Source organism: Pseudomonas sp. B7, from assembly GCF_016735645.1.
Taxonomy (GTDB): domain Bacteria; phylum Pseudomonadota; class Gammaproteobacteria; order Pseudomonadales; family Pseudomonadaceae; genus Aquipseudomonas; species Aquipseudomonas glycinae.
This window is the reverse complement of record NZ_JAERRE010000004.1, coordinates 365,626-378,603: the sequence shown is the minus strand read 5'-3', so window position 1 is coordinate 378,603 and position 12,978 is coordinate 365,626. Positions and strand designations below refer to the sequence as shown.

General features: G+C 62.3%; 11 protein-coding genes and 1 tRNA gene. 10 read left to right on the top strand and 2 right to left on the bottom strand.

Features of this window, described 5'->3' with window-relative positions; genetic code table 11:
- Positions 1-5: 5 nt before the first annotated feature.
- From pgaB to pgaD, 3 genes are read left to right on the top strand one after another with little or no spacing between them, the layout of a single operon-like run.
- Positions 6-2,003, top strand: a complete 1,998-nt coding sequence (pgaB, locus tag JKA62_RS12695) for a poly-beta-1,6-N-acetyl-D-glucosamine N-deacetylase PgaB (RefSeq protein ID WP_201817991.1) — start codon at positions 6-8, stop codon at positions 2,001-2,003.
- Position 2,004: 1 nt separating this feature from the next.
- Positions 2,005-3,360: a poly-beta-1,6-N-acetyl-D-glucosamine synthase gene (gene pgaC, locus JKA62_RS12690; RefSeq protein ID WP_201817989.1), complete on the top strand. Its 1,356-nt coding sequence runs from the start codon at positions 2,005-2,007 to the stop codon at positions 3,358-3,360.
- Positions 3,357-3,890 (top strand): poly-beta-1,6-N-acetyl-D-glucosamine biosynthesis protein PgaD, encoded by a 534-nt coding sequence (gene pgaD / locus JKA62_RS12685; protein WP_011331891.1) that lies wholly within the window; start codon positions 3,357-3,359, stop codon positions 3,888-3,890. Before pgaC ends, pgaD begins: the two co-directional genes overlap by 4 nt.
- Here the strand turns inward: pgaD and JKA62_RS12680 are convergent.
- Positions 3,883-5,412, bottom strand: a complete 1,530-nt coding sequence (locus tag JKA62_RS12680) for an FAD-dependent oxidoreductase (RefSeq protein WP_011331892.1) — start codon at positions 5,410-5,412, stop codon at positions 3,883-3,885. The two genes, pgaD and JKA62_RS12680, sit on opposite strands and share 8 nt — an antisense overlap.
- Positions 5,413-5,551: 139 nt before the next feature.
- Here JKA62_RS12680 and JKA62_RS12675 point away from each other — a divergent pair, with 139 nt between their 5' ends.
- From JKA62_RS12675 to JKA62_RS12655, 5 genes are all read left to right on the top strand, one after another.
- Positions 5,552-6,112: a YbhB/YbcL family Raf kinase inhibitor-like protein gene (locus JKA62_RS12675; protein WP_011331893.1), complete on the top strand. Its 561-nt coding sequence runs from the start codon at positions 5,552-5,554 to the stop codon at positions 6,110-6,112.
- A gap of 87 nt (positions 6,113-6,199) precedes the next feature.
- Complete coding sequence (locus JKA62_RS12670; RefSeq protein ID WP_011331894.1) at positions 6,200-7,891, top strand: vWA domain-containing protein; 1,692 nt, start codon at positions 6,200-6,202, stop codon at positions 7,889-7,891.
- Positions 7,892-7,920: 29 nt separating this feature from the next.
- Positions 7,921-8,502 carry an RNA polymerase sigma factor gene (locus JKA62_RS12665; RefSeq protein WP_041475485.1) on the top strand — a complete coding sequence of 194 codons (582 nt, stop codon included), beginning with the start codon at positions 7,921-7,923 and terminating at the stop codon, positions 8,500-8,502.
- The gene (locus JKA62_RS12660) at positions 8,499-9,101 is read left to right on the top strand and encodes a hypothetical protein (protein WP_011331896.1); all 603 of its coding nucleotides are present in this window, start codon (positions 8,499-8,501) and stop codon (positions 9,099-9,101) included. Before JKA62_RS12665 ends, JKA62_RS12660 begins: the two co-directional genes overlap by 4 nt.
- A 20-nt stretch (positions 9,102-9,121) precedes the next feature.
- On the top strand, positions 9,122-9,391 hold the full coding sequence (locus JKA62_RS12655) for a hypothetical protein (RefSeq protein WP_011331897.1): 270 nt from the start codon (positions 9,122-9,124) through the stop codon (positions 9,389-9,391).
- A 67-nt stretch (positions 9,392-9,458) separates the two neighbouring features.
- Here the strand turns inward: JKA62_RS12655 and JKA62_RS12650 are convergent.
- A tRNA-Arg gene (locus JKA62_RS12650) sits at positions 9,459-9,535 on the bottom strand.
- Between the two features lie 443 nt (positions 9,536-9,978).
- On the opposite strand from JKA62_RS12650, the gene gabD reads away from it, so the two are divergent.
- Both gabD and gabT read left to right on the top strand, forming a co-directional pair.
- Positions 9,979-11,421 carry an NADP-dependent succinate-semialdehyde dehydrogenase gene (gene gabD / locus JKA62_RS12645; RefSeq protein ID WP_064592619.1) on the top strand — a complete coding sequence of 481 codons (1,443 nt, stop codon included), beginning with the start codon at positions 9,979-9,981 and terminating at the stop codon, positions 11,419-11,421.
- A gap of 186 nt (positions 11,422-11,607) precedes the next feature.
- A complete protein-coding gene (gabT, locus tag JKA62_RS12640; protein WP_007957613.1) occupies positions 11,608-12,885 on the top strand; it encodes a 4-aminobutyrate--2-oxoglutarate transaminase in 1,278 nt (425 codons plus the stop codon).
- Positions 12,886-12,978: the final 93 nt, after the last annotated feature.

The following is a 12,978-nucleotide window of genomic DNA, read 5'->3' as shown; positions in this document are numbered from 1 at the left end:
TGAAGATGCCTTTGATTTCGCGTTTCATCCTTCTGCTGGGAGTGCTGCTGGTCAGCGCCTGCGCCCAGCAAGCTCCGGCCTTCGTGCCGCCGTCCGAGCGACCGCTGGCGGCCAATGAAAAGCCCTGGCCGAAAAATCACGTGCTGGGCATTGCCTACCACGACGTCGAAGACCGTGACCCCGATCAGGCGGTGGTGGCGGTGCGCACCGAGCGCCTGCTTGAGCAACTCGCCTGGCTGCGGGAGAACAACTACCAACCGGTGACGGTCGATCAGATCATGGCCGCGCGCAAAGGCGGGCCGGAACTGCCGCCCAAGGCGATCCTGCTCAGTTTCGACGACGGTTACTCAAGCTTCTACACCCGAGTGTTGCCGGTGTTGCGCGCCTACAACTGGCATGCGCTGCTGGCGCCGGTCGGCACCTGGATCGACACGCCGCTGAACCAACCGGTGGATTTCGCCGGTACACCGCGTCCGCGCTCGGACTTCCTGACCTGGGCTCAGGTGCGGGAAATCTCGCAATCGGGCCTGGTGGAAATCGCCGCCCACACCGACGCCAGCCACAAAGGCATCCTCGCCAACCCGCAAGGCAACCTGCAGCCGGCGGCCGCGACCCGACGCTACGATCCGGTGAGCAAACGCTACGAATCCGAAGCCGATTTCCAGGCGCGGATCCGCGCCGACGTGCAGGCGATCTCGGAGAAGATCCGCAAGAACACCGGTAAAAAACCGCGCATTTGGGTCTGGCCTTACGGGACGGCTGACGGAACCTCGCTGACCGTGGTCAGCGAAGAGGGCTATGAAATGGCCCTGACCCTCGATGACGGCCTCGATGCCCTCGACAACCTGATGAGCGGGCCGCGTTTCCTGGTGGCTTCCGACCCTGACGGCGAGCACTTCGCCAACAGCGTGGTCGGCGTGCAAGCGGATTTCGTGATGCGCGTGGTCCACGTCGATCTGGACAACGTCTACGACCCGGACCCGGCGCAGCAGGAAATCAACCTCGGCAAATTGATCCAGCGCATGGCCGACATGGGCGCCAACACCGTGTTCCTGCAAGCCTTCGCCGATCCGAAGGGCGATGGCCTGGTCCATTCGCTGTACTTCCCCAACCGTCATCTGCCGATGCGCGCCGACCTGTTCGACCGCGTCGCCTGGCAATTGCGCACCCGGGCTCACGTGAAGGTTTTCGCGTGGATGCCGGTGCTGAGTTTCGAGCTGGATTCGAAGTTGCCACGGGTGACGCGCTGGGATCCGAAGACCGGCACGACCGCAGTCGACCCGGATCAATACAAACGGCTGTCGCCGTTCGATCCCGAAGTGCGGCGGATCATCGGCGAGATCTACGAAGACGTGGCACGCCTGACTTCGGTCGACGGCATTCTCTATCACGACGACGCAGTGCTTTCGGACTTCGAAGACGCCGGCCCGCAGGCGCTGAAGGCTTATGCCGCGAACGGTTTGCCGGACTCGATCGCCGCCCTGCGTGACGATCCGGCGGCCATGCAGCGCTGGACGCGCTTCAAGAGCCGCTACCTGATCGACTTCACCAATGAGCTGACCGCCAAGGTGCGCGCGATTCGTGGCCCGCAAGTGCTCACCGCGCGCAACATCTTCGCCGAGCCGGTGCTCAATCCGCACAGCGAAGCGTGGTTCGCGCAGAACCTCGACGACTTCCTCGGGACTTACGACTGGACGGCGCCGATGGCCATGCCGCTCATGGAAAAACAGACGTATGCGCAGTCCGGCCCGTGGCTCGAAGAACTGGTGGCGAAGATCAAACAGCGCCCCGGTGCGCTGGATCGCACGGTGTTCGAATTGCAGGCCCGGGACTGGACGAAAAAGAACCAGGCCGATATCGACGGCGCGAAACTGGCCGACTGGATGAGCCGCCTCAAGCGTCAGGGCGCCACCAGTTTCGGCTACTACCCGGACAACTTTCTCGAGAACCTGCCGGACCTGAAAACCGTGCGGCCTGCGCTCTCCAACAAATGGAACCCATGACATGCTGGATAGACTGCTGGCCCTGCTTGTTCTGGCGATCGTCCTCGGCGTGCCGCTGGGGCTGATCTTCCTGGTCACCGGGCAATTCCTGATGGACTTCGTGTTCTTCTACCCGCTGTTCATGTCCGGGTTGTGGATTTCCGGTGGCCTGTATTTCTGGCTGCACTGGGAACGGCACTGGCCGTGGAAGGACGACACCCTGCCGCCACCGCTGGAAGGCGAACCGCTGATTTCGATCCTGATCCCTTGCTACAACGAGGGCGATAACGCCGCCGACACTATCCACGCGGCGCTGGCGCAGCATTACCCGAACATCGAAGTCATCGCGATCAACGACGGCTCCAGGGACAACACCGCCGAAGTGCTGGATGCGCTGGCCAAGGAAGACCCACGGCTGCGGGTGCTGCATCTGGCGGAAAACCAGGGCAAGGCCGTGGCCCTGCGCATGGGCGCCATCGCGGCGCGCAGCGAATATCTGGTGTGCATCGACGGTGATGCGCTGCTGGCGCCGAACACCGCCGCTTATCTGGTAGCGCCGATGCTCGACAACGCACGACTGGGCGCGGTGACCGGCAACCCACGGATCCGCACGCGTTCGACTCTGGTCGGGCGGGTTCAGGTCGGCGAGTTCTCGTCGATCATCGGGCTGATCAAACGCACACAGCGGGTGTTCGGGCGGATCTTCACTGTGTCGGGTGTGATCGTTGCGTTCCGCCGCACGGCGCTGAACCGGGTCGGCTACTGGAGCCCGGACATGATCACCGAAGACATCGACATCAGCTGGAAGCTGCAACTGGACCACTGGAGCATCTTTTACGAGCCCCGTGCCCTGTGCTGGATCCTGATGCCGGAAACCCTGCGCGGTCTGTGGAAGCAGCGCCTGCGCTGGGCCCAGGGTGGTGCCGAAGTGCTGTTCAAGAACATTCGCGGGATCTGGCAGTACCGCCATCGTTACCTGTGGCCGCTGCTGTTCGAATACTGCCTGTCGACCGGCTGGGCGTTCACGTTCCTGTTGTCGGTGATCTTCTGGGCCGTCGGCAAGTTCGTGGTCATGCCTGAGGCGATTGCCGTCGATCACCTGATGCCGCCAGCCTTCACCGGTTTGCTGCTGGCGTTTGTCTGCCTGGTGCAGTTCGCGGTCAGCATCGTCATCGACCGGCGTTATGAGCCGGGCCTGGGCAGGACCATGTTCTGGGTGGTGTGGTACCCGATCGCGTTCTGGCTCGTCAGCCTGCTGACCACGCTGGTCAGTTTCCCCAAAGTCTTGTTCGGCCAACACCAGAAACGTGCGCGCTGGGTCAGTCCCGACCGGGGTATCAAGCCGCTCGGGGACGATGAAGAGGAGGTTATCAAATGAAAATCATCCGGACCCGGCAACGACCGTTTCTGGTGCTGCTCGATGCGTTCTTCACCGTGCTGGCCTGGATCGGCCTGCTGTATCTGCTGGTACGCGGTCTGTGGCCGCTGATTGATACTCACGAAGGTGGGCCACGCCTCGACAACTCGGCGTTCGAAGCCCTCGGCACCTTGCAGATTTACCTGTGGGTGGCGGTGGTCAACGCGGTGATCCTGATCGGCTGGGCGCGCTATCAGCAACGCAAGAGCCGCAGCTTCGCCCAGCGCCGCCTGCCGTCCCCGGTGGTCGACGATGAAGGGCTGAGCCGCAGCTTCAAACTGTGCGACGAGCGCTTTCAGAAACTGCGCGGGCCGGGCGTGATGACCATCCACAACGATCAGGACGGCGATGTCAGTCATGTGGTGCCGCATCTGTGGCCGGTTCAGCCGCAGGAGCTGCCATCACCGCTGGCCCCGCTGGAACATCCTCGGGTGATCTTTCTGCACGCCGAGGACGACGACAACCGCGAGCCGCTTAACCGGATCACCTGACGGCGCGAATCAGCCGCCAGGCTTCATCCATCGGCAGCGGTTGCTTCATGCGCTCGGCCAGCAGCGCCATTGCACGTTCCTCTTCGCAGGCGACCGCTGCCACTACAACGCCCTTGCTCCCGAACAGACCGATAAACGGCGGTTGTTCGGGTTTGCCGATAAATTCGACCGCATCCCAGCCCTCGGCGTGGCCGAGATAGTCGTAGTTGCGGCCGAAATGCCAGGTCCAGAAATACGGCACGTCGAGGTAATGCTCCTCGCCACCGAGCAGGTTGGCGGCGGCGATCCGCGCGTGCTGCTGGGCCAGACGCCAGTGTTCGATACGTTGAGGCTTGCCGTTCAACGGGAAGGTGGCGATATCGCCAATGGCCCACAGGCTCTCGGTGACGCGCAGGCTGGCATCGACCAACAATGATTGATCGTCCTCGCGCGGAAGATCGCCGAACGCTTCGGTGGCCGGATGCACGCCGATTCCCGCCAACACCAGATCCGCCGACAAGCGCAGGCCGTTGTCGAGCAACACCGCCTCGACCTTGCCGTCGCCGGTGATCTCCCTGGCTTCGTGATCGGTGATGAATTTCACGCCGTTTTCTTCATGCAGTGCCCGGATCGCCTTGCCGACGGCTTCACCGAATTGCACCGCGAAGGGAATTGCGTGACGCGCCAGCACCGTCACCTCGAGACCGTGCTGGCGCAGGGCCGAGGCGCATTCGAGCGCGATGAAACTGTCACCGATGATCACCGCCCGCTGACCGGATTGGGCGGCGTCCATGATGTATTGCGCCTGGGCTTTGGAGCGCAGGACAAACACCTGGGGCAGGTCGACGCCGGGCAGTTCCAGCGCATTGGGCGTTGCGCCGGTGGCCAGTACCGCCGCGCTGTAATTCAGTGTGCGGCCATCGCTCAGGTGAAGAGTCTTGGTATCGGCATCGAGCCCGCTGACCTCGCCTGAAACCCGGTTGATGTGCTGCTCGCGGTAAAAGTCTTCATCGCGCAGCGGCGGGGTTTCCGCCGCCGGCATTTCCCCGGACAGCACGAATTTGCTCAGCACCGTTCGGTCGTAGCCGGCGTCCGGCTCGCGGTCGATCAGCACTATTCGCCCGCCGAAGCCTTTTTCCCGCAGGGCGGCGGCGCAGGCCGTTCCCCCGGCACCGGCGCCGACGATGACGAAGGTGCGCGGATCGTCCTGCGGCGGGGTGTGCGGATCCGGCAGCGGCTGGTCATCGACCCACACCTCGTCGCCGCGCAGCTCCAGCGGGTAACGCTTGAGGCTGTCCAGCGCCGGAGGCTCGCACAGGGCGCCATCCTCGGCGCGAAAGGCTGCCTTGTGCCAAGGGCAGATCAGCCGGCCGTGGCACAACGCGCCTTCCGCCAGCGGCGCGCCGGCGTGCGGGCATTGCCCCTGAAAGGCGCGCAATTGGCCGGCAACGCGCAGCAGCACGATCTTGCAGTCGCCGATCTTTACCTCCAGGCCACGGTCTTCAGGCACATCGGCGAAACGGGCGACACGGTGCAGGGTCATGGTCGTGCTCCTCACAGGCATTTCTCTTACGAGTTTGGGCCGCATTGCGAGGTTCAGCCATTTGCCACTGCCACGGCACGAACGGTACGGCTATAGTTTGCAGGCCGACGAAGGCCCAACTGCACAAGGTGCTCCCGGAATGACCCGATTGACCTCTCTCAACCCTTGGCTGGCGGCCGTTGCCGTCGCCCTTTGCGTGCAGTTTCCTGCGCAGGCCCAGGAGCGTTTCACCCTCAGCATTCCCGGTGTGTCGGATAACCGTCTGTTCACCTCGGCGGCGGCCAGCGATGCGGCCGGTTGCGGTGGCAAGAACCAGTCGCCGGCCCTGAGCTGGAATGCCGGCCCGGCCGGAACCCTGAGCTACGCCATCGTCATGCACGATCCGGACGGCCAGAAAGGCGCGGGCGTCGATCACTGGATTCACTACGGCATCAAGGCCACGACCCGGCAGATTCCCGCCGGCGTTGGCGCCAAATCGGCCCTTGAAGGCGTCGGTGGCACCAACAGCAAAGGCACCACCAGCTACGTCGGCCCATGCCCGCCGGTTGGCGACAGCGCGCACCACTACATCATCCAGATCTACGCCCTGGATCTGGCCCCGGACGCCTTGGCCGCCGGCCTGACCCGCGCCCAGCTGATGGAAAAGATCAAAGGCCACGTGCTGCGCAACAGCAGTGCGGTGCGGCGTTATCACCGCTGAAAAAAATTCGGCGAGGTTTAACCCGAACGCAAAGGGCTGCCCGTCTCAGGGGATGAATGGATCAATTCTTCCCCGAGGTCAGCCCCCATGTCCCTTCCTTCCACGCTTCTGCGCCCCCTTGCTGCCAGTGTGTTGCTGGTGGTTGCCGGTTGCGGCGTTTCCTCCAGCCCGGAAACCACCGTCGCGCCGCCTCCGGCGCAGACTGAACTGAAGTCCTCCGTGCAGCCCGAAGCGGTCATGGCCGATAGCGCGATGGCCAAGCGCAGTGCACTGACGGCTCCGATCGCCAGTTTTGCACCGATGCCGGCCGGTGAAAGTTATCCACAGGGCTATCGCGACGAACAGCGCGAGCAGTACGCCAAGCTGGCCGACAATCCGATCCACAGCGTCACCGAAACCCCGGTCTCGACCTTTAGCGCCGATGTCGACACCGGCGCCTACGCCAATGTGCGGCGCCTGCTCAATCAGGGTCGACTGCCGCCGGAAGGCGCGGTGCGGCTGGAGGAGATGGTCAATTACTTTCCTTACGACTACGCGTTGCCGAGCGATGGCTCGCCCTTCGGCGTGACCACCGAACTGGCTGCTTCACCGTGGAACCCGCACACCCGCTTGCTGCGTATCGGCATCAAAGCGTCCGACCGTGCGGTGGCGGAACTGGCCCCGGCGAATCTGGTATTTCTGGTGGATGTGTCCGGCTCGATGGACCGCCGCGAAGGCTTGCCACTTGTCAAAAGCACCCTGAAATTGCTGGTCGATCAATTACGCGAACAGGATCGGGTATCGCTGGTGGTGTATGCCGGTGAATCCAGCGTGGTGCTGGAGCCGACTTCCGGACGGGAAAAGGCGAAAATTCGCACAGCCATCGAGCGATTGACCGCCGGTGGCTCGACTGCTGGTGCGTCAGGCATCGAACTGGCTTATCAGATGGCGCAGCAGGCGTTCATCCCCAAAGGCATCAACCGCATCCTGTTGGCCACCGACGGTGACTTCAACGTCGGCACCAGCGACTTCGATAGCCTGAAACAAATGGCTGTGGATAAACGCAAGACCGGGATTTCTCTGACCACCCTGGGTTTCGGTGTGGATAACTACAATGAACATCTGATGGAACAACTGGCCGATGCCGGTGACGGCAACTACGCCTACATCGACAACCTGCGCGAAGCGCGCAAGGTGCTGGTGGATCAACTCGGTTCGACCCTCGCCGTGGTGGCGAAAAACGTCAAGTTGCAGGTCGAGTTCAACCCGGCGCAGGTCAGCGAATACCGGCTGCTCGGCTACGAAAATCGCGCGTTGAAGCGTGAGGATTTCAGCAATGACAAGGTTGATGCCGGTGAAATCGGTGCAGGCCATACGGTGACGGCGTTGTATGAAATTGTCCCGACAGGCGAGAAGGGCTGGCTGGAACCGCTGCGTTACGGAAAAACCGATGCAGTGGTTTCCGAGAAGAGAGGAGAATTGGCAATGCTGCGCGTGCGATATCAAAAGCCTGAGGGTGGGAAAAGTCTGCTGATCGAGCGGCCGATTGCCAGTCAGGTTGCACCAGCCAGTGAAGACCTGCGCTTTGCTGCCGCCGTCGCTGCGTTTTCCCAGCAACTCAAGGACGGCCGCTACACCGGCGATTTCAGCCTCAAGGACACCGAAGCCCTGGCCCGCGGTGCCCGCGGCGATGACCGCTTCGGCTTGCGCAACGAGTTCGTGCAACTGGTGGAACTGGCGCAGAGCCTGCGTACCTCCACCGCCTCCAACGGAATGTCCACTGAGCGACGGATTGAATAGTGAGCCGCCTCAAAGGCTTCATCACACAGCTGTTTGCTTTCGCCGACAGCCTTGAGGCCAGCAGCGACGAATCGCTGCTGGCCCGTTATCGCGAGGGTGACGGCAAGGCGTTCGAGATCCTGTACGCCCGCCATCGGCAGAGTCTTTACCGGTTTCTGCTCGGTTTGAGCGGCAAACCGGAACTGGCCGACGAGGTGTTCCAGGAGACCTGGCTGAGCCTGATCCGCAGTAGCAGTCAGCCACAAGGCCGGGCGACCTTTCGTACGTGGTTGTTCCAGATTGCCCGCAATCGCCTGATTGACCACTGGCGCAAGCACGGCGCCCGACAACCGCTGCATGACAGCTACGACGAGCAATTCCACGCCGTCAGCGACGATGCCTCGGATCCCGAACAACTGCTCAACCTCAGCCGCGACAGCGAGCGCCTGGAGAGCGCTCTGCAATCCTTGCCCGCCGACCAGCGCGAAGTGTTTCTGCTTCGTGCCCACGGCGACCTCGACCTGGCGCAAATCGCCAGCCTCACCGAAACACCGCTGGAAACCGTCAAGAGCCGCTTGCGCTACGCCCAGCAAAAACTGCGTCGGCTGCTGGCCGAGGAGGTACTGACATGACGGACGCCCGCCCGACACCCGAAGAGCAAGTGCTCAAGCACGTGCGCGAACAGCACAACGCCGAACCGCCGGCACATCTCGATGCGCTGATCCTCAACGCCGCCCGTCATGAAACCCCGGCACCACGGCAGAGCCTGTGGCAGCGCTGGCTCAAGGCCTGTCAGCAACCGCGCTACCAGGTGGCCTTTGCCAGCCTGGTCGGCATCGCGCTGATGCTGTCGCTGGTGCAGCGCGCGCCGGAGCCCGTGGCTCAATTCGATTTCGCCCCCGCCGCGAAACCGGCTGCGCCCGTGGCCCGATCGTTGTCGGCGCCCGCCGGCGCGCTTTCCGCGCCTGCACCCGCAATGGCCCCCGCGCCGATGGCGGAAATGGCGGCGCCGATGCAGAGCGAATCGATCCGCGCCGACACGTTGGACGAAGCCAAGGTCAGCAAGCGTGCCGCCGCCCCGGTCAACGGTCTCGACGAGCAACTGCGCGAAGTCCTGCGCCTGCGCGAGTCGGGCCAGTCGCAAGCGGCCGACAGCCTGTTCAGTAACCTGCACAAGCGCTACCCGAACGTGAATCTCGACCTGCGGCTGGAAAAAATCCGCAAGAACTGACCGTATCAGCCATCCGCCATTTGGCATTGACCCGCAAAAACGCGCACTATCGGGTCATTGCCGATGCGCTGGAGGATGCCGTGGCCCAAAAAATCGACCGCATCGCCCAAATGCTCAACTGCCCGGTCAAGGGTGAGGAACTGCGGCGGGCAGTGACGGAGAGTCGCAAGGAGTTTCTTCTGGCCAAGCAGGCCGAAGAGGATCTGGAGGAAGACGTTCTCGATGATGACTTGATCGAGGACGAAGAAGACGATGATGAATACGACGAGTTTGACTGGACGACGGAGTGAGTCGCCAGTCGGCAGGCACAAAAAAGCCCCGGACCATCACAGTCCGGGGCTTTCTCGTTTAAATCAATGGCGCACCAGGCGGGATTCGAACCCACGACCCCTGCCTTCGGAGGGCAGTACTCTATCCAGCTGAGCTACTGGTGCAGCGGGCGACATCATACCTAGGTCGGCTCGGGGCGTCCATGCCGGGTTTTGGTGCGTATTGTCAGTGCGCGTGTCGGTTGAAAAGCACTGCATTCCATAAAGCTGTAACGTCCTGCAAAAGGCTCGCTTGGCGCTTTGGGGAGGCTGTTCTATGGTTTCCCTGCGACCCGAGCTGTTGGTACGTTGATCTGAAATGTTCAGCAATTGCGGCGTTTTTGTTCTTTTTTTCGAACGCCCTATTGTCCTTCAACCCCTTTGAACCTAGGATTCGTTTGAGATTTCAAACGCTCCTTATCCAGGTGCTGAGCCGCACGCGTTTTGAGTCGTGCGCTATTGATGTGCCAGCCCGGTGAATGATTTCCCTGACGGCAGCCTTGCGAGGCGCCTTTCTACAATCATAATTTTGCTCCGCGCCTTGCGCGGTGCTGTTAAGGAAAGCCGACATGCAGCTTAAAGACACCCAGTTGTTCCGCCAGCAAGCCTTCATCGATGGCGCATGGGTCGACGCGGACAACGGTCAGACGATCAAGGTCAACAACCCGGCCACTGGCGAGATTCTGGGCACCGTGCCGAAGATGGGCGCTGCCGAAACCCGCCGCGCCATCGAAGCCGCCGACAAGGCGCTTCCGGCCTGGCGTGCACTGACCGCCAAGGAGCGTGCAGGCAAACTGCGTCGCTGGTTCGAACTGATGATCGAGCACCAGGACGACCTCGCTCGCCTGATGACCCTCGAGCAAGGCAAACCGCTGGCCGAAGCCAAGGGCGAAATCGTTTACGCCGCTTCGTTCATCGAGTGGTTCGCCGAAGAAGCCAAGCGCATTTACGGCGACGTGATTCCGGGCCACCAGCCGGACAAGCGCCTGATCGTGATCAAACAACCGATCGGCGTGACCGCTGCCATCACCCCGTGGAACTTCCCGGCGGCGATGATCACTCGTAAGGCAGGTCCTGCGCTGGCCGCCGGTTGCACCATGGTGCTCAAGCCGGCTTCGCAAACGCCGTTCTCCGCATTCGCTCTGGCCGAACTGGCCCAGCGCGCCGGCATCCCTAAAGGTGTGTTCAGCGTGGTGTCCGGCAGCGCCGGCGATATCGGTAGCGAGCTGACCAGCAACCCGATCGTGCGCAAACTGTCCTTCACCGGCTCGACCGAAATCGGTCGTCAGCTGATGTCGGAATGCGCCAAGGACATCAAGAAAGTCTCCCTGGAACTGGGCGGCAACGCGCCGTTCATCGTGTTCGACGACGCGGACCTGGATAAGGCCGTCGAAGGCGCGATCATTTCCAAGTACCGCAACAACGGCCAGACCTGCGTCTGCGCCAACCGTCTGTACATTCAGGATTCGGTCTACGACGCGTTCGCCGAGAAGCTGAAAGTGGCAGTCGCCAAGCTGAAGATCGGCAACGGTCTGGAAGAAGGCACCACCACCGGCCCGCTGATCGACGAGAAAGCCGTGGCCAAGGTGCAAGAGCACATCGCTGACGCGGTGAGCAAAGGCGCAACCGTTCTGGCCGGTGGCAAGCCGATGGAAGGCAACTTCTTCGAGCCGACCATCCTGACCAACGTGCCGAAAGACGCGGCGGTGGCCAAGGAAGAAACCTTCGGTCCGCTGGCGCCGCTGTTCCGCTTCAAAGACGAAGCCGAAGTGATCGCGATGTCGAACGACACCGAGTTCGGTCTGGCCTCGTACTTCTACGCTCGCGACCTGGGCCGTGTGTTCCGTGTGGCTGAAGCCCTGGAATACGGCATGGTCGGCGTCAACACCGGGCTGATCTCCAACGAAGTCGCGCCGTTCGGCGGCATCAAGGCCTCGGGCCTGGGTCGTGAAGGCTCCAAGTACGGCATCGAAGATTACCTGGAAATCAAATACCTCTGCCTGGGCATCTAAGCCTCGGTAGAAGATCGCTGTAAACGCAAAGGGCACGAGAGCGCTGTCCCTTTGCGTCGTTTCAAACCGGAATTTTCTCTGCGGCCGGGAACGCCGTGGCAGTCGATCATCGCATGCTGCCACCGCCGATTCCTCCCGCTTTATCCTTGAACCACGCCGCCCGATGAGCGGCGAATGAGGACTGTAATGAGCAAGACTAACGCTGAACTGATGGCCCGTCGTACCGCAGCTGTTCCACGTGGTGTTGGCCAGATTCACCCGATCTTCGCCGAGTCCGCGAAGAACGCGACAGTGACCGACGTTGAAGGTCGTGAATTCATCGACTTCGCCGGCGGTATCGCCGTACTGAACACCGGCCACGTGCACCCGAAAATCATCGCCGCCGTGACCGAGCAGCTGAACAAGCTGACCCACACCTGCTTCCAGGTGCTGGCTTACGAGCCGTACGTCGAGCTGTGCGAGAAAATCAACGCTCGCGTACCGGGCGACTTCGCCAAGAAAACCCTGCTGGTGACCACCGGTTCCGAAGCCGTTGAAAACGCCGTCAAGATCGCCCGTGCCGCCACTGGCCGCGCTGGCGTGATCGCCTTCACCGGCGCTTACCACGGTCGCACCATGATGACCCTGGGCCTGACCGGTAAAGTCGTGCCTTACTCGGCCGGCATGGGCCTGATGCCAGGCGGCATCTTCCGCGCGCTGTACCCGAACGAACTGCACGGCGTGAGCATCGACGACTCGATCGCTTCCATCGAGCGCATCTTCAAGAACGACGCCGAGCCGAAAGACATCGCCGCGATCATCATCGAGCCTGTGCAGGGTGAAGGTGGTTTCTACGTCGCGCCGAAAGAATTCATGAAGCGTCTGCGTGCCCTGTGCGACCAGCACGGCATCCTGCTGATCGCTGACGAAGTGCAGACCGGCGCTGGCCGTACCGGCACGTTCTTCGCCATGGAACAGATGGGCGTTGCTGCCGACCTGACCACTTTCGCCAAATCCATCGCTGGCGGCTTCCCGCTGGCCGGTGTCTGCGGCAAGGCCGAATACATGGACGCCATCGCGCCAGGTGGCCTGGGCGGCACCTACGCCGGTAGCCCGATCGCTTGCGCCGCGGCCCTGGCCGTGATGGAAGTGTTCGAAGAAGAAAAACTGCTGGACCGCTGCAAGGCTGTCGGCGAGCGTCTGGTCACTGGCCTCAAGGCCATCCAGGCCAAGTACCCGGTGATCGGCGAAGTCCGTGCCCTTGGCGCCATGATCGCAGTCGAGCTGTTCGAAAACGGCGACAGCCACAAGCCAAACCCGACCGCCGTCGCGGCTGTCGTGGCCAAGGCGCGTGACAAGGGCCTGATCCTGCTGTCCTGCGGCACCTACGGCAACGTTCTGCGCGTCCTGGTACCGCTGACCTCGCCGGACGAGCAACTGGACAAAGGCCTGGCGATCATCGAAGAGTGCTTCTCGGAGCTGTAATCCGTAGCACCGTGTGATCGGATCGACAAAAAACCCGCTTCGGCGGGTTTTTTCATGCCTGGAGAAACACTTGCGCGGTTTTCAGGTTGTACC

What these genes read in the sequence shown, in the direction of transcription:
- pgaB (WP_201817991.1), top strand. Translation starts at nt 6, where the DNA reads ATGCCTTTGATTTCGCGTTTCATCCTTCTGCTGGGAGTGCTGCTGGTC.
- pgaC (WP_201817989.1), top strand. Translation starts at nt 2,005, where the DNA reads ATGCTGGATAGACTGCTGGCCCTGCTTGTTCTGGCGATCGTCCTCGGC.
- pgaD (WP_011331891.1), top strand. Translation starts at nt 3,357, where the DNA reads ATGAAAATCATCCGGACCCGGCAACGACCGTTTCTGGTGCTGCTCGAT.
- JKA62_RS12680 (WP_011331892.1), bottom strand. Translation starts at nt 5,412, where the DNA reads ATGACCCTGCACCGTGTCGCCCGTTTCGCCGATGTGCCTGAAGACCGT.
- JKA62_RS12675 (WP_011331893.1), top strand. Translation starts at nt 5,552, where the DNA reads ATGACCCGATTGACCTCTCTCAACCCTTGGCTGGCGGCCGTTGCCGTC.
- JKA62_RS12670 (WP_011331894.1), top strand. Translation starts at nt 6,200, where the DNA reads ATGTCCCTTCCTTCCACGCTTCTGCGCCCCCTTGCTGCCAGTGTGTTG.
- JKA62_RS12660 (WP_011331896.1), top strand. Translation starts at nt 8,499, where the DNA reads ATGACGGACGCCCGCCCGACACCCGAAGAGCAAGTGCTCAAGCACGTG.
- gabD (WP_064592619.1), top strand. Translation starts at nt 9,979, where the DNA reads ATGCAGCTTAAAGACACCCAGTTGTTCCGCCAGCAAGCCTTCATCGAT.
- gabT (WP_007957613.1), top strand. Translation starts at nt 11,608, where the DNA reads ATGAGCAAGACTAACGCTGAACTGATGGCCCGTCGTACCGCAGCTGTT.